11 protein-coding genes are annotated in these 16,387 nt (G+C 64.0%); 1 reads left to right on the top strand and 10 read right to left on the bottom strand.

The features are described 5' to 3' along the window. Window positions 1-46 precede the first annotated feature (46 nt). The 4 genes from C491_RS14240 to C491_RS14225 form a co-directional block, all read right to left on the bottom strand. On the bottom strand, window positions 47-754 hold the full coding sequence (locus tag C491_RS14240) for a hypothetical protein (RefSeq protein WP_005557469.1): 708 nt from the start codon (window positions 752-754) through the stop codon (window positions 47-49). Then, a complete protein-coding gene (locus C491_RS14235; RefSeq protein ID WP_005557467.1) occupies window positions 754-1,245 on the bottom strand; it encodes a DUF4870 domain-containing protein in 492 nt (163 codons plus the stop codon). The genes C491_RS14240 and C491_RS14235 overlap by 1 nt, the downstream gene beginning before the upstream one ends. Before the next feature lie 401 nt (window positions 1,246-1,646). Beyond that, window positions 1,647-2,720, bottom strand: coding sequence for an AI-2E family transporter (locus C491_RS14230; protein ID WP_005557465.1), 1,074 nt, complete (start codon window positions 2,718-2,720; stop codon window positions 1,647-1,649). Between the two features lie 77 nt (window positions 2,721-2,797). After that, window positions 2,798-3,433, bottom strand: coding sequence for a metal-dependent hydrolase (locus C491_RS14225; protein WP_049891970.1), 636 nt, complete (start codon window positions 3,431-3,433; stop codon window positions 2,798-2,800). A gap of 123 nt (window positions 3,434-3,556) precedes the next feature. Between C491_RS14225 and C491_RS14220 the strand changes: the two genes are divergently transcribed. Next, on the top strand, window positions 3,557-4,123 hold the full coding sequence (locus C491_RS14220; protein ID WP_005557461.1) for a DedA family protein: 567 nt from the start codon (window positions 3,557-3,559) through the stop codon (window positions 4,121-4,123). Here the strand turns inward: C491_RS14220 and C491_RS14215 are convergent. The 6 genes from C491_RS14215 to C491_RS14190 all read right to left on the bottom strand — a co-directional run bounded on the left by C491_RS14215 (window position 4,112) and on the right by C491_RS14190 (window position 16,325). Beyond that, entirely contained in the window at window positions 4,112-5,416 is a 1,305-nt protein-coding gene (locus C491_RS14215) for a hypothetical protein (RefSeq protein ID WP_049891967.1), read from the bottom strand. The two genes, C491_RS14220 and C491_RS14215, sit on opposite strands and share 12 nt — an antisense overlap. Before the next feature lie 138 nt (window positions 5,417-5,554). Beyond that, window positions 5,555-7,528: a bacterio-opsin activator domain-containing protein gene (locus tag C491_RS14210; RefSeq protein WP_005557458.1), complete on the bottom strand. Its 1,974-nt coding sequence runs from the start codon at window positions 7,526-7,528 to the stop codon at window positions 5,555-5,557. Continuing rightward, the gene (locus tag C491_RS14205; RefSeq protein ID WP_083909332.1) at window positions 7,521-9,374 is read right to left on the bottom strand and encodes a histidine kinase N-terminal 7TM domain-containing protein; all 1,854 of its coding nucleotides are present in this window, start codon (window positions 9,372-9,374) and stop codon (window positions 7,521-7,523) included. Before C491_RS14205 ends, C491_RS14210 begins: the two co-directional genes overlap by 8 nt. A 448-nt stretch (window positions 9,375-9,822) precedes the next feature. Continuing rightward, complete coding sequence (locus C491_RS14200; RefSeq protein ID WP_049891966.1) at window positions 9,823-11,595, bottom strand: L-lactate permease; 1,773 nt, start codon at window positions 11,593-11,595, stop codon at window positions 9,823-9,825. A gap of 262 nt (window positions 11,596-11,857) precedes the next feature. After that, window positions 11,858-14,848 carry an FAD-binding and (Fe-S)-binding domain-containing protein gene (locus C491_RS14195; protein WP_005557452.1) on the bottom strand — a complete coding sequence of 997 codons (2,991 nt, stop codon included), beginning with the start codon at window positions 14,846-14,848 and terminating at the stop codon, window positions 11,858-11,860. Between the two features lie 121 nt (window positions 14,849-14,969). Beyond that, window positions 14,970-16,325 (bottom strand): glycerate kinase type-2 family protein, encoded by a 1,356-nt coding sequence (locus C491_RS14190; protein WP_005557451.1) that lies wholly within the window; start codon window positions 16,323-16,325, stop codon window positions 14,970-14,972. Between the last annotated feature and the right edge of the window lie 62 nt (window positions 16,326-16,387).

Genomic DNA, 16,387 nt, shown 5'->3' with positions numbered 1-16,387 from the left:
TTGGTATCGTCATCGTTACCGTAGTTCGGGCCGTATTGGTCGTCTCTCAACTCCCCTCGTTCGGCACATCGTACTCGAGCAGTTCCATCTCGAGCTGCTGCTCGCCACTCTCGTCGTAGTACGCGACGAACGCCGGAAACGCCAGGTCGGGCGAGAGACAGCTCTCGTGGACGGTCGTGCCGTCGATCTCGGTTACGGCCACGTAGCAGTCGGTCCCGACGTAGGTGTCGGTGTCCTCGACCGCGTACCGGAAGCTCCCCTCGTCGGTCGCGAACCGCCACTCGTAGCCGAGGTACACACCCTCGTCGGCGACGACGTACGGCGAGTGCAGTCCCGAGCCGATGAAGATCGCCGCCGGCGTCGCCAGCAACTCCGAGAACACCTCGTCCTGGGTGCCGGTTACGGTTCGGGCGAACTCGTCCCCGCTTTCGAACACCAGCTCGGTGTCGACGACGAGCCGATCCTCCCCTGCGTCCTCGACGGTCCAGCTGAAGGTTCCGGGGCCGTCCTCCTCGGTCTCGATGCGGTACTCGTAGCGCTCGCCCGGCTCGAACTCGTACAGCCGCCACTCCTCGTCGGTTTCCGGCGGCTCCTCGGGCGTCTCGACGTCGATCCCCGTTCGATCCCGGAACTCGTCGCCCGCCCGATCGCTGGCCTCGCTTCTCGCCCGGTTCGTGATGTCGTCGACGCTGAGACAACCGCTCAGCGCGGTGAGCCCGGCGATCGCGACGAACGAACGCCGGCGCACTCCCATCAGACGTACCTCTCTGCGATCTCACCGGCGACGGGGAGGGCGTATCGCTCACCCGTAACCGCCTTGTACGTCAGCAGTACCCAGAGGATGAACCCGAGCGGAGCGAGCACCAGGAACGTCAGCATCGAGATCGCCAGCGAGAGCATCCAGCCCACGAACGGCAGGAACTCGAGTACGAATCCCATCATGAACACGCCCATCCCGACGGCGAAGAAGCCGCCGAAGACAACGATACTCTGTGCGGCGTGGAAGCGGACGAACTCGTTTCGATCCTCGAGGAGGTAGAACAACACCGCGATAAACGGTGCGAACAGGTAGACGAGCGCTCCTGCGATGTTCTCGCTGAGGCCGCCGACGACAGTGCTGTCTTCGGCATCCACAGCCGAATCGGAAACTATCGGTTCCGTGTCGGAAGACTCCGGCTCCGTCGTGATCGCGTTCGAGTGATCGGTTCCCAGCTCCCCATCGATTTCTGTATTATCGGTTGACATGTAATTGCCTCCTGATCCTTCCCCGGACCGTCTCTCGTCGACGAACGTGCGGGGAAGACGTTCACGCTGCGTTACTCTATTGAATCTTCCAATTAAGAAGCGTTGTCACATAATACGACGTACCAATCGTGGTTTCGGTATGATACTGAGCGTCCCAGCCCAGTCCTCGTCCGACATATGAAGGTATTCGATTCTTAACGGTGCTTCCTCGAGCCGTTCGGCACGGAACTTCGGTAACGGCCGAAGATGTACCTAGAGCGGCTTTTCTACGGTTTCCAGCTGTTGACCGAGTCCATTATCACAGTCATTGACAGTCGGTGCATGCCGGGTTACACGACGGTTGGACAATCGGTGTGTGACTGAGTCCAATCGTTGCGACGTTCGGACCGCGAGAACGTGGCTCAATCCGAGAGAGCGTTTCGTTCTCCGGTATCGGCGGTGTACGTTTCGCTAAAAACTTCGAGGACGGCCTTGAGCGTCGCCAAGAGGACCGGACCGAGTATCAGTCCCAGAAAGCCAAAGAGGTAGAGGCCGCCGATCACGCCGACGAGGACGGTCCCCGGATGCACACCGGACCCGATATCGACGAGGAAGGCGCGCAGGTAGTTGTCGACGATCGAGAGGACCGTAACGCCGTACGCTAACAGGAGGAGTGCACCGACGGGATCGCCGACGGAGAGAAGGTAGCCGACTATCGGCAACCAGACCAGCCAGATCCCGATCGCGGGCAGAAATGAGACGACGACCATCACGACCGACCAGAACGCGACGTTCGGAACGCCCAGGAGGTAGAGTCCGATTCCGCCCAGCACACCCTCCGCGAGCGCGACGAGAACGTGACTGATCAGTACTGCCCACGTGACGCCCTCGATTTCGGCTACCAGTTCCGTTCGCGTCTCGTCTTCGATCGGTGCGACCGACCCCATCCAACCGACCAACCGCCGCCCGTCGACAAGGAAGTAGTACAGGAGAAAGACGAGCACCAGGATTCCCAGACCGACGCGAAAGCTCGTGTCGAGCAGGCCGACTAGCTCCTGGAGGACGAATTCGATCCCCTGCTCGAGGAACCCCTCGACCTCCGCGCTCAGGAACTGCTCTATTTCGTCGACGGTCGCGTCGTCGATTCCCAGCCCGTGGACCGTCTCCTGAACCGTCTCGGCGATCGCCAGATCGTCGAACTCCTCGAGGAACGAGAGAACGGTCCGAAGAACGACGATGGAGACGAGGAGGAGCGGAAGAACGGTGGCGACGACGCCGAAGAGGGTTACGACGCCTGCCGATATGCGCGGCGAAATCGTGAGCGTCCGCCCTCGAATGTCGACCGTACGAGCGGCGAGTCGGTCGTGAATCGGAAACAGGACGAACGCCAGCAGCGCGGCGGCGACGATATACTGCAGTAGCGGGAGCAACAACAGGGCGCTTATACCGCCGAGAAGCGCGACAAGAAACAGCATAAACACGACGCGGAGATCCATACCCGCCCATTCCAAAACGATCTATTTAGCCGTTAATACTTCAGCGGATTCGAACCGATGTCGGAGTATCGGCCCCACTAGCTTCTCGTCGTGCTCGTCTCGGATTCTGGCTCCTCCAGGTATCGTTTCGGGACGTAGGGGCGGATGCCCGTCGGTATTCGCCGAGCGACGACGGCCGCGAGATCGGCGAGACGACGCCTGAGTGCGGTGTAGACGGCCCCGACGACGACGATCCCGAACACGAGCCACCGGAACTCGCCCTCGAGCGTGTACAGAAGCGGGAGCGCGACCGTTACCGAGAGCATCAGATCCGTCGGCGAGCCGTCGTATCGAACCAGGCGACGTGGCGGAATCCAGGTCCGACGGTAGTGATCGTACACCGCCCGGTCGGACGTCCCTTCCCACGGGCGCAACTCGAGTCCGCTCCCGAGGACGTCGGTCGCACAGTGGATGGCGGCGGCGAGCAGAAAGACGGCGACGGCGACGGTCGCTCCCGTCGGAACGAGTGCCGCGACGCCGGTCGCGGGGACGGCAAGCACGCTGTAGTACACCGGAAAGTGGAGGGTTTTGCGGTGGCCGGCGTACATATCGAGGTCGGGAAAGATCCCACCGATCAGTCCCGCGCTAAGCGCCAGGGGAGCGAACTCCGGAGCGACGACCAGCAATGGCAACGCGAGTGCCATGCCGACGAGAGCGTGGGTCGGGAGCATCATAGTGTCCCTATTAAGAGGACAGAAGTCTTCAACGTATCGGGTAACCCGTGCGATCCGTCTCGACGAGAACGCAGTATCACCTCCAAACTCCTATATGAGGGTGGTGAGAAGGGGGCGGACGAGATGGCTCTCGAGACGACGCTGGCCGAGTTGGTGCTTACGATCGGTCCGCCGGTGCTCGTATTGTTGTACTTTCTCGAGGGGCTGTGGATCGGGAAACTCCTCCACCCGTCCGTTCTCCTGATTCTGTATCTCGTCGTTACGGAAGCCGGACTGCTAGTTACGGCCGTGGTTTCTGTCCTCTGTGTCGTTGCCGCGACGGCGGGACAGTGGGTTCTGTACGAGGGCTTCAGAGGTGAGCACGAGGACAGAAATCAAGCCAGCCGCGTCGTTCAATACGTCGATCGGATCCCGGTCGTCGTCAGGCGTCGCCTCGGTCGCAAACGGATGTCGTTTATCAACCGCCAGTTCGACCGGTACGGCGGGAAAGCGATCTGCGTCTCGAACGCGACTCCCGGGCTCCGAGGGCTGATGACGGTCGTTGCCGGATTGAACGGCTACCCGCGGCACCGATTCGTGCTCCTCTCGGCGATCGGGAACGCGATATACATGGTAATTCTCGTGGCGGTCGCGAACGGTCTGTTGGAGGCTATCGACTTTCTCCCGGAGTACGATCTCCTACGCATCTGATTCGTCGACACCGAATCGGCTCTCGAGTTGCGCCGCGAGACTCTCGGAAACCTCCGTGAGGTACACCGTCCCCCACGTCGCGACGATGATCGCACCGAGCGTGTTGAACAGCATATCGACGATCGTATCGTCGATTCCGTGTTGTGCCAGTACGGGTTCGACGCCTAACAGGAGCGCGCCTTGATCGACGACGAACTCGAAAATCTCCCAGACGACACCCATCGAGAGCACGAATACGACGGTAAACCCGAACAGCGCCCACCGCGGAAGGTGAATGTCCCGCCCGTGGAGGTGGATCGCTCGAAGGGTGGCGTAGCCAGCAGCCGCGACGACCGTTGCCGACAGCGTGTGCGTCAGGTTATCCCAGCGAGCGATCGCGTCGTACAGTCCTGCGGTGCCGAGCGCGTGAAGAAAGACGGCGCTCGTCACCCACAGTGCGAGTCCGGGTTCGATCGCGATGTGGTAGTCTCGGTCCAGTACCGCCGGGACAAAGGTGATGACCAGCGCGATTATGGCGTTGGTCACGACGGGAAGTTGGAGGCTCCAGACACCGTAGGCAAGGACGCCGACGAGGACGAACTGCATCAGCCGTACCAGCTGGAGCTGTCGTCGCTTTGCGACCCCCAACCGCTCGCTGAGCACGACTCCCTCGATATCCTCGTCCTCGGCTCGGGGCGTCGAGGAAGCAGCCATTCGAGGCGATGTACGCCCGCCTGCGTTACGGAAGTACCAATAGAAGATCACTCCCGCGAGGAGTCCGGCGATGGTTGCGTAGATGAACTCGATCATCACCGCCGCGTTGATCGCGTCCTGGGTCCGTCCGTCGAGCAAGAACGCCGTTCCGAACAGAACGTCCGCCGACCAGCGAACGATGTTTAACAGGCCGCTCATCGCGAGGGTAAACAGTACGGTGAGGACGATGGCAAACCACGGAACGAGGCGGAGCGACGTGAACCGGTGTAGTTCGACCGCCATCAGCAGTCCCAGCGTGGCGAGTGCCAGACTCGGGACCACGGCCGTCATCAGCGGTCTCGGTGCGAACGCCTCCCAGAGGACGGGCAGACAGATCAGCCCGACGAAGTACCACGGCGGCATCAGCGTCGGATCGCGGAACTTGACCGCCGGAGCCGCGATCACGACGATCGCGATGCCACTGAACAGCACCGATTCGTACCGACCGAGGAGAATCCCGCCGACGAAGCTCGCTCCAAGTACGGCGAGGAGTAGCCACGAGAGCGCCGTGTTTCGGGAGGACTCGACGAACAACGCCGTGAGCCTGTCGACTTCACTCATCGACACTCGGATTTGGACGGCCTTCACCGCACAGTGACTCGTGAACGACCATACTGACACCACCGTTTTTCCGACCTAAAGAGATCCCGTTTCGAACAGTCCAGAGGCGTTCGGTCGACGGTTCGAGGTCGCCGGCCGCTACTCGTCGTAAAACGTCGCGAACACCTTCTGCTGAGCCGCGCGGAGATGTTGCAGATACGTCGAGTGAGAGATACCCAGGATGGTCGCGATATCGGTCGCCGACGAGCGGCGCGGCTGCTCGAAGTAGCCGTGACGGTAAGCCGCCTCAAGCGCGACCGCCTGCTTTTCGGTCAGCGCACTCGTGTCGACCGTGAGCCCCCCGGCGTGATCCCCCCACTCCCGTTCGGCGAGCGACTGTACCGACACGTGTCCATACCGGTCCTCGAGGCGGTCGATCAGCGCGCCGAGGTTCTCCCTCGAGGGAAGTTCGATCCGAAGCACGGCGCGATTGGCAGTGATCTGCGTCGATCGAACGCGTACGTTGAAGGGAGCGAGGGTCGACTCCGGCGTCGGACCGTCGACCGTCAGCCGAAACGAATCGTGGTCGGCCTGCCGGACCGGGACGGCCTCTCGGACGGCCGGGTGATCCGCGACGACATTGCGAAAGTCCTCGGTGGAGCCGCCGCGGACGGAGACGTACTGGACGACTTCGCCGTCGCCGCTCGAGTAGGTACTGTGAACGACCAGCTCCGGCTCCGACGACTCGGCGCCGACGGCGGCGACGATCTCGCTCAGGTAGTGCGAGCCCTCCCGGAGTTCGATCCGGGCCTCGACGCCGTGGTCGGCTGTAAGCGCCTTCCGGGCGTCCATGTGGTGGATCGCGTAGCCCACGGTCGCCGCGAGGTCGCGGAGGAACTCGTGCTCTGCGTCGTCGATCGAGTCGGGTTCGGTTCGGTAGGCCGCAAGGACGCCGTAGGTGACGTCATCGTAGCCGACCGGAAGCGCGATCGCCGTCCGAAAGCCACGCTCGAGGGCCAGCCCTCGCCAGTCGGTCGGAAACAGCGCCTCGAGGTCGGGGATCAGTTGCGTCGTTCCGGTCCGGGCCGCCCAGACGCTGGGTTCGCACTCGTGTTCCGCTCGCTCGAGCGAGAGTTCAACGTCCTCGACGTACGTCCGGTCCCCGGCGACGACACGCGGCTGAAGCCTCGCGTCGACGACTGTCCCGAACCAGACGAGATCGTACCCCTGTCGAGCGAGTTCGGTGACAACGGCGTCCTCGAGCTCCTCCCGGTTTCGGGACGTCACGAGCGCTCGCTGGAGGTGTCTGTTGAGATTTCGCTCCCGACGGTGACGAACCTCCTTCAGTCGCTTCGTCGTAACGTCCCTGATCGAGAGCATCGTCGCCGGGGCGCCGTCGTACACGAGTTCACATCCCGTGTACTCGCAGTGAGCGGTCGTCCCCTCGCCGGTCACCAACCGAAAGCGGTGGACGCCGTCCGTGAGGATTTCCCTGTCGATCCCGCGAAACCGTTCCCGGTCTGCCTCGTGGACGAAGGCGTCGACGAACGAGGTGTCGACGAGGTCGTCGACGCTCGAGCCGGTGAGTTCGGCGAAGCGCTCGTTGCAGAACAGGATCCGGTCGTCTCGGAGGATCACGATCACGTCGCGGCTCTGCTCGATCACGGTCCGGTAGCGCCGTTCGCTGTCCTCGATCGCCCGTCGTAGTGCGCGGCGTTCGACCGCACTTCTGATTTTGCCGGCCAGAACGGGCGTCTGGTCGACCTTGGGATCTTTCGGGAGGTAGTCGGTTACGCCGGCGTCGATGGCCCGCGTCGCGATCGTCTCGCTTCCTTCGCCCGTCACGAGGATGACCGGCAGCTCCGGGCGGCGCTCTCGAACGCGCTCTACCAGCTGGATCCCGTCCGCCTCCGGCATCCGGTAGTCGACGACGAGACAGTCGTAGTCCGCCCCCTGAAGCGCGGAGAGCGCCTCGTTTGCACCGAGGGCCAGTTCGACCCGGAACGACGGATCGTGCCCCTCGAGCTCGTCGGCCATGAACGTCGCCCACCGCTCGTTGTCGTCGACGAGCAGGACCTCGATCGTCTCGAGGAACGGGTCTCCTCCGCGATCGTCGGTCGGCGGTTCAGTCATTCGACCACCCAGTCATTTCGTCCGACGAGCGTTCGCTCTCGATCACCGCTCCGGTTCCGTCCGAGGGGGCAGAATCGGAAACCCCGACGGTCTGTGCGGCCGCCGGTTTACGGTCGCCGTCGGCGCGTGCCAGTCGGACGGTCACGATCGATCCGGTTGGCTGGTTCTCCGCGACCGAGAGTTCAGCTCCGTACCCCTCGATCAGCGATCGAACGATGTAGAGCCCGTAGCCCGGACCTTCGTACTCCGAAAGGGGGGTCTCCCCGGTGAGCAGATCCGTCGGCCCCTCGGGGAGGCCGGGACCGTCGTCGGCGATCGCGACAGCGATCCGGTCGGCGGACTCGGCTACGGTGACGGTCACCTCGGGACGTGGGTTGTCGCTGTGGACGATCGCGTTCGTCAGGAGGTTGTAGAACACCGACGAGAGCATCTCGTCGGCGTACACCGTCGCGTCGGGGAGCTCGGATTCGACCTCGATTCGTGCGTCATCGAACGCGGCCGCTACGATCTCGAGTTCCTCCTCGAGAACCGGCTCGAGGTCGACGGGTCGCGGTTCGCGCTCGCGCTGGTCGATCGTCTGCAGGAGTTCGCCGACCGTCTCCGTGAGGTCGACGACGTGCTCGCAGTTCCACCTGATACGGTCGGTGTGCGCCGCGAGCCGATCGTGAACCTCGGGGCTGTCCTCGCGCAGGCGCTCGAGTTCGGGTTCGACACGACGTAACAGTCCCAGAACGAGTCCCATCTCGTTTCTGATATCGTGGCGAACCAGCTGATTCAACAGCTCTCCCTGCTCGTTTCGCAACTCGAGTGACCGTTCGTAGCGCTTCTGAGCGGTGACGTCCCGGAGGACGATCACCCGTCCCACGGTCGTCTCCTGGGAGCGCAACGGCTGCGAGCGGAGTTCGAGGAACCGATCGCCCTCGGGCGTCTCGGTCTCGACTGTCCGCACATCGTCCGTTTCGTCACACAGCTCCGGAAGGACGGCGTCTACGGGTTTCCCGGTGAACGGCGGCGAAACGCCAAGCAGCTGACCGACGCTCTCGTTCGAGTGGACGACCCGCCCGTTCGAATCGAGAACGAGGACGCCGTCGGGCGAGTTGCGCATCGCGGTCGTGTACGCGATCGGCGGCAGATCCAGCAGCCGGTACCGGAACGTCGCGATCCCGAGTGCGGCAACCGAGAGGCCCGCCGCCGCGGGAACGAGGTTCACGCCCTCCCGACCGAACGGCGGAACCCCTGCGATCGTGAGGAAACTTGCCCCGATAGGAGCGACGACCGCAACCGTCAGGAGGGCGGCCTGCGGGTAGTACGTTCGGTCAGTGCGAACCGACTCGTACAGCACGACGGCGAGGGTGAGGGCGGCCATGAGCGCGGCGTAGACGAAGCTTAGAGCGACGTGTGCCGGGCCACGATCCGCTCGCCAGACGACCAGTCCGTCGGCGTCGACGATCCGCGTGTCGATGATCGCGACGTCGTACGGGTTCGTGAACAGGAGCGCGACGAACGCGACCGGGACGACGAACACGCCGACGGAGAGCGAACGGGTAAGCCAGCGAGAGCGATCGGTGTACGCGAGCGCGAACAACAGCAGGAGGGGGCCAACGGCAGCGCTGCCGACGTGAAGCAACTGGTAGCTCCGGAACTGGACCGTCGGGTCGGTGCTGAGGAGTTTCAGCGCGGAAAACCCGGTCCAGATCGCGATCGCACCGGTCATGGCGGCGAACGCGAGCACCGTCGGTGATCGTCCGCGGCGGTAAATGCGGGCAACTGCGTACGTACCCAGAACGAGCGAGAGTGCCGTGGCGAAAAGAATTGGGTACGCGTAGACAGTATGTTGCCACGCCATACCACGTTTCTCGAGCGAGACTGATATAACGATACCGGAGACTCTTCGTTTCTCGGTTAGGTCATTACGTGGCAGTTTTGGGAGAAGATAATCCTGATCGCATCGACCCGATCGTCCTTTCTCACAGCCGTCCTCAGGTGAACGAAACCCTCCGAGCATTCCCACAAGACAAATTATAGAACTGATACTATCGGTTAAATGCCATTGTAGATATGCTACAAGGATGACGTGAGTGTCCGAGCCGGTTGTCTTCCGAGAAGTACCGATCCAAGTGTTTTCGAAGAGGCAGCGACTCTTTGTGGCCGCCGTTTCGATTGATAGCTGCGGCTCCATCCGTCCCCATTCCACCATAGATAATATGAATTATAATAACACTAATGTTACAATAACTGCCTGCTGATGGATAGTCACGAGACGCGTCGAGAGAACCGAGAGAGAAGGCGTGCGTTCAGTAGACGTCGAACACCGACGGGAGCACGTCGGGCATGACGTAGACGAACAGCAGCGCCCAGATGCCGACGACGACGGCGTAGTAGAACAACGGAATCAGGTTCAGCCTGATGACCCGACCCTCCTGACCGACGAGGCCGACGGTCGCCAGCGCCGCGACGATGTTGTGGATCGCGACGAGGTTACCGATCGCACCGCCGACGGCCTGCGTTCCGACGACGATCTGGCTCGGCAGGTCAAGTTCGTGTGCGGCCGTGAACTGGAACCCGCCGAAGGTGATGTTCGAGACGGTGTTCGAACCGACCATTGCGGCCGCGAGCGCGCCGATAAGCGCCGCCAGCGCGGGATACAGCGGCCCGGTGGCGTCCGCGGTCGCGATCGCGAGAATCTCGATCATGCTACCCACCTCGGGCGCGCCGGGTGCGCCGCCGGACTGGATCATCACCTGCACCATCGCGATCACGAAGACCAGCGCGATAAACGGCGACACGAGCTTCTGTGCAGCCTCGGCCCAGGCGGCTTTCACCTGTTGACCCGACATTCCGAAGATACCGATCGCGAGGATCGCGCTGAGCAGCAGCCAGAAGCCCGGCGCGTTCAGCCATGCGATGTCGGCGGCGAGATCGTAGCCGAACATCTCGTTCCACGCGATCACGACGCCAATCGTGAACTCGCCGAGACCGGCGACGGCAAACTCGGCGCCGAGGTCCGCGTCGGTGATCGTCTCGGAGATCGGATCGACCACGCGGGTAACGACCAGCAGGACGATGAGCACGATGTAGGGGGACCACGCCTTCAGCAGCGACATCTGCTCGCCGCCGTTCGGGACGGGTCCGTTCGCCTCCTCGCTACCGGGCTCGATCGCGCCGACCCAGTGGTCGGCCCACTGTTCTCGCGGCGGGAAGTGCCACTCGTCGTCCGGCAGAAGGTATCCTCGCTGGAGCAATGAGACGGTGATCGCTCCGCCAACCATCGCCCCGATCAGCGCCGGGAACTCCGCGGTGAGGAACCACGCGGAGATCCAGTAGGGAATCGCGAAGGCGAACCCCGAGAACAGACACAGCGGCCAGACGCTAAGTGCCGGCTTGAGCGAGCGTTCGCCCGGCGGGCTGAAGAAGTAGACGACCATCCCGACCGCGAACAGCGGCATCAGGAAGCCCGTCAGGGCGTGGTAGGTCGCCGCCCACGCCGCGACTTCGTGGGAGTACTCGACGACGCTCATCCCGCCGTCGTTGACGATCTGGTCCTCGTAGATCATCAGCGGATCCTGGATCCCGACGATGATCGGCGTCCCCACTGCGCCGTAGGTGACGGCGATGATGTGGCCGATCAGCGCCGCGATGACGGCGGCCAGCGCCGGGAATCCCAGCGCCAGCATCAGGGGTGCCACGACCGCCGCCGGCGTCCCGAACCCGGCGGCGCCCTCGATGAACGTCGCGAGGAAGAACGCGATCAGCACGATCTGGACCCGACGATCGTCGGAGACGGCGGTGAACCCCTTGTTAATCCGATCGAACGCGCCGGCTTGCATCAGCGTGTACAACAGGACCAGCGCGCCGAAGACGATCCACAGGATCTCGAGTGCGGTCATCACCCCGACGAACGATGACCCCGCCAGGTAGTCCGGCGGGTTGTTCCACCAGATGTAGCCGACGGCGAGCGCGGCGATCCACGCGATCGGCATCGCCCGAGTCGCCGGCCACAATAGCCCGACGAGCAACACCGCGACGATCACGAGCGGTAGCGCCGCAACGATGACGTCCACTACCATCTGTGCCGTTCACCCCGGTTGTGTTGGCGTATGGCCACCGTTCGTCCGTTCCCCTGCCCGGTTTCCTGTCGCGTCGCACCGTCCTTTTGTGTCATGAACGTCCCATGATCACGTATATCACAAAGTATAATAAATGGTTCTATTTATAATCTGACTATTGAGTGTCAGTAGGAGGATACGAATCCGAGAGGGAAGCCGGCCGTCACCCCAACGAGAAGTTATCGCTTCTTGAACAGTGCGAAAAGCTACAAGGTGTCTGACGTTATCGAGCCGGGAGTAGCTCGTTGACCTTTTCGATCGGGTGCGGCGGCTTTTCGGAGGGTTCGTCGCGGTCGCCGATCTGACTCCGGCAGGAGGCGCCGGGCGCGACCGGGTTCCCCTCGCTCTCGTCGATCTTCTCGAAGAGTCGCTCGCCGATCGACTTCGAGAGGTCGTAGTGTTCGGCCTCGTAGCCGAACGAGCCGGCCATTCCACAACAGGTGCTGTCGAGCGGATCGACGGCGTAGCCAGCCCGCCGGAGGATGCCGACGGCGTGATGGTCCTTGCCGGTCGCCTTCTGGTGGCAGTGGCCGTGGTAGGCCAGCGTCTCGTCGGTCTCCTCGAGCGGGAGATCCTCGACGAGGCGGTAGGTGTCCATGTACTCGGTGATCCCGTAGGAGTGGCCCGCGACCTTCTCGGCGGTCGCGGAGGGCGCCAGATCGAGGTACTCGTCCTGGAACATCACGGCATCGGAGGGCTCGAGCGAGACGATCTCGTACCCGCGGTCGACGTAGTCGGCGAACCGCTCGATGTTCGCCACCGCGCGCTCCTCGGCGTCGTCGAGCATGCCGACCGAGAACGCCGCGCGGCCGCTCGGTCCGACGTCCTCGGGAACGGTGACGTGGACGCCCGCGGACTCGAGGACGCGCACGGCGGCCTTTCCGGGACGGGAGTAGCTGTAGTTGGTGTACGTGTCGGGGAACAGGACGACCTTCCGGTCGGCCGCGTCGGGATCGACCCGCGGGCCGCGCTTCGCGAACCAGTCCTGGAAGGACTCCTGCTGGAAGCTGGGGAGTTCCCGATCGGCGGCGATCCCCGCCACCTTCTCCATCACGAGGCGGCTGCCGGGGAGTTTCGGTCCGAGATTCGACAGCGGAGCGAGCGCACTCCCAACCTTCGAGAGGGTGTCGATGTTGCCGAACAGCCGCGAGCGCAGGCTGACGCCCTCACGCTCGTAGTACTGGTACTTGGTCTCGGCCTTGAGCTTCGCCAGGTCGACGCCGGTCGGACAGTCGCTCTTGCAGCCCTTGCAGCCGACACAGAGGTCGAGGACCTCCTCCTGGAAGCGCTCGGTGTACATCTCCTCCTCGGGAAGGTCGCCCGAGATCGCCGAGCGGAGCATGTTCGCCCGGCCGCGGGTCGTCGCGATCTCGTCTTTCATCCCGCGGTAGGTCGGACACATCACGTCGTCGGTCTGGCGACAGGTGCCACAGCCGTTACACAGCTCCACGAGGTGCGAAAAGCCGCCCTCGTCGGAGAAGTCGAGCTTCGTCTGAGGCTCGATCGAGGCGTAGGCGTGCCCGTAGCGGAGATTCTCGCGCATGTCCGTCGGCTCCTCGTCGGTGTAGACGACCTTCCCCGGGTTCATCCGCCAGTCGGGGTCGAACACGGACTTGACGTCCTTGAACGCCTGCCAGAGGTCCTCGCCGTACATCTTCGGGTTGAACGCGGTCCGGGCAAGCCCATCGCCGTGCTCACCGGAGAACGATCCCTCGTGCTCGAGGACGAGGTCGGTGACGGCGTCGGTGATCGACTGCATCGTCTGGATGCCGCCGTCGTCTTTGAGGTTGAGGATCGGCCGAATGTGTAGGGTCCCGCTGCCCGCGTGGGCGAAGTAGGCGGCGGAGGTGTCGTGGTCCTCGAGGACGTCCATGAACTTCTCGACGTACTCGGCGAGCTCCTCGGGGGGAACCGTCGCGTCCTCGATGAAGGGGTACGGCTTCGGGTCGCCCTCGAGGCCCATCAGCAGCGGGATCGCGGCCTTCCGGAGCTTCCAGATGTCGGCTTGATCCTCCTCGGTGTACGCTTCCAGGGCGTCGAAGGCGTCGCCCTTCTCGACGAAGTGCTCGTTCGTCCGACCGATCGCCTCCTCGAAGTCGTCGTGGAGCTCGGAGTCGTACTCGAGCATCAGCGTCGCCTCGGTGCCGTCGGGAATGGGTTCCTCGTACTGGGCGAACTGCTCGGACTCGCGGGCGAGCCGGAACACCTCGCTGTCCATCAGCTCGACGGCGCTGGGTTCGAACTCCAGGGCCTCGGGGACGGCCTCGAGCGTTTCGATGAGGTCCTCGAAACAGTACAGCACGAGCGCGGTCTCCTCGGGGAGGGTGACGAGGCTGATCTCGGCCTCGACGATCACGCCCAGCGTCGACTCGGCGCCGACGAACAGCTTCGAGAGGTTGATGACCTCCTCGCCGTCGTCGTTCTCGTAGACGACCTTGTTGAGGTTGTAACCCGAGACGTTGCGCTTGAGATCGGGGTAGCGCTTCTCGATCTCCTCCCGGTTGTCCTCGACGAGGCCGCGGACGGTCTCGTAGATCTCGGCCTCGCGGTCGTTCTTCGAGACGATCTCCTCCCACTCGGGAGAGTCGAGGACGACCTCGCGAGTATGGATCAGCGAGCCGTCCGCGAGCACGACGTCCAGTTCCTCGGTGTAGGCGTCGGAGATGCCGTACCGGACCGAGTGGGCACCGGTCGAGTTGTTCCCGATGCCGCCGCCGATCGTCGCGCGGTTCGAAGAGGCCGGGTCGGGAGCGAACTTGAGTCCGTACTCCCTGGCGGCTTCGTCGAAGTGGTCCTGGACGACACCGGGCTGGACCCGCGCTCGCTGGCGGTCGGCGTCGATCTCCAGGATATCGTCCATGTAGGTCGTCATATCGAGCACGACGCAGCCGGGCCCCACGGCCTGGCCGCCGAGCGACGAGCCCGCGCCACGGGCCATGATCGGCACGTCGTGTTCGGCCGCGACGCGAACGGCGTTCTGGACGTCGGCGGCGTCTCGCGGAAGCACGACGCCGGCGGGTTTGGCCTTGTAGATGCTGCCGTCGGTCGCGTACAGGACCTGGGCGTACTCGTCGAACCGAACCTCGCCCGTGACGACCGATCGGAGATCCCTCGCGAGTTCCACGTACTCGTCGACGTCGTCGTACTCGTGATCGAGTTCGTCACGGAACTCCTCGTAGTTAGCTAAGCCACCGCGTGGCTTTTCAACAGCCATTACCCGACCCTCAGGGATCGATTATGATAAATCCTGTGTCTGTCCTCCCCATGAAATCCGATAGACACCCACACGAACTGGCGGTTCCCGCAAGGCTTGCCTCACGAGGAAAATCTGGCAGTCACTCCTCGGGTTCGACGACGAGGATCCGAAGGTCGTTGACGTTCGTTCCGGTCGGTCCGGTCCGGACGATCGCGTCGGCGTCCTCGAGCGCGGGCAGAGCGTCGTTTCGCGCGAGCGCACGCCGACCCTCTGCGGCCGGGACGTCGCCAGCCGCTGCGATCGCGCCGGCGGCATCGGTCGCGCCGTCGATCCCATCGGTGTCGACGCTCGCGACGACGACCTCGTCGCTCTCGAGTTCGACGGCACTACTGAGCACGAACTCCTGGTTCGGCCCCCCCTCGCCGTGATCCTCGGCGAGCGTCACGGTCGTCTCCCCGCCGGAGAGCAAGACCGCAGGCGGCGAGATCGGATCACCAGTCTCGGCGCACTCCTCGGCGATCGAGACGTGGGTGATCGCGGACTCGCTGGCCTCGCCCCGGACTCTCGAAGAGAGGACGAGCGGATCGTACCCCCGGTCGCTCGCCACCTCGCGGGCCGCCTCGATCGCGGTCCGGCCGCTTCCGAGCACGTGGATCCGCACGGACTCGAGCAGCGGATCGTCCGGCGAGACCGTTTCGGGATTCTCGCCGCGCTCGCCGGCCTCCAGGTACGACGAGACGGTTTCTGGAACCGACAACTCGTAGCGCTCGAGCACCTCGAGGGCGTCGGCGTAGGTGGAGGCGTCGGGGGCGGTCGGACCGCTGGCGATCACGCTCAGGTCGTCGCCGACGACGTCGCTCAGGACGAGCGTCGCGACCGTCGCCGGCGCCGCTCGGCGGGCGAGTTTGCCGCCCTTGATCGACGAACAGTGCTTGCGAACGGCGTTGATCTCGTCGATGGAGGCCCCACACTCGAGCAGCGACTCGGTGACCGACTGGAGGTCGGCAAGCGAGATCCCCCCGGCGGGAGCCGGCAGGAGGGCGCTTCCGCCGCCGGTGATACAGGCCAGCACGAGGTCGTCCTCGCCGGCCCGGTCGGCGACCTCGAGCACTCGCCGGGCGCCCTCGACGCCGTCCTCGCTCGGGATGGGGTGATCGCCGGGGTGTTCCTCGACGACCGACGTGCCGGCCGGATCGTCGGTGACGACGACCCCGCCGGTGAGCGCGTCGCCGAGCGCGTCCTCGAGGGTTCGGGCGAGGTGGCCTGCGGCGTTGCCGCCCCCGACGACAAAGACGTTCTCGTAGCGGTCCAGGTCGTACTCGGTGCGTTCGTCTCCGGCGGCGTTCTCGACCGCGAGCACGCCCTCGCGAACGGTCAGCGTCTCGTCGACGATCCGCTCGGGATGGGCGGCCTCGAGGCCGGCGACGAGGCAGTCGAGCGCGACCTCGTGGGCGCGCGATCGCTCGAGCGCGTCGCGGTTCGCAATCGTGACCATACGTTCCAATGAACGGACCGCGGTATGTAGCTTTCCTGGATCGCCCGCGGCTCCCGCGTCCG

The sequence above is a fragment of the Natronococcus amylolyticus DSM 10524 genome, from assembly GCF_000337675.1.
Lineage (GTDB): Archaea > Halobacteriota > Halobacteria > Halobacteriales > Natrialbaceae > Natronococcus > Natronococcus amylolyticus.
This window is presented reverse-complemented; position numbering and strand designations above follow the sequence as displayed.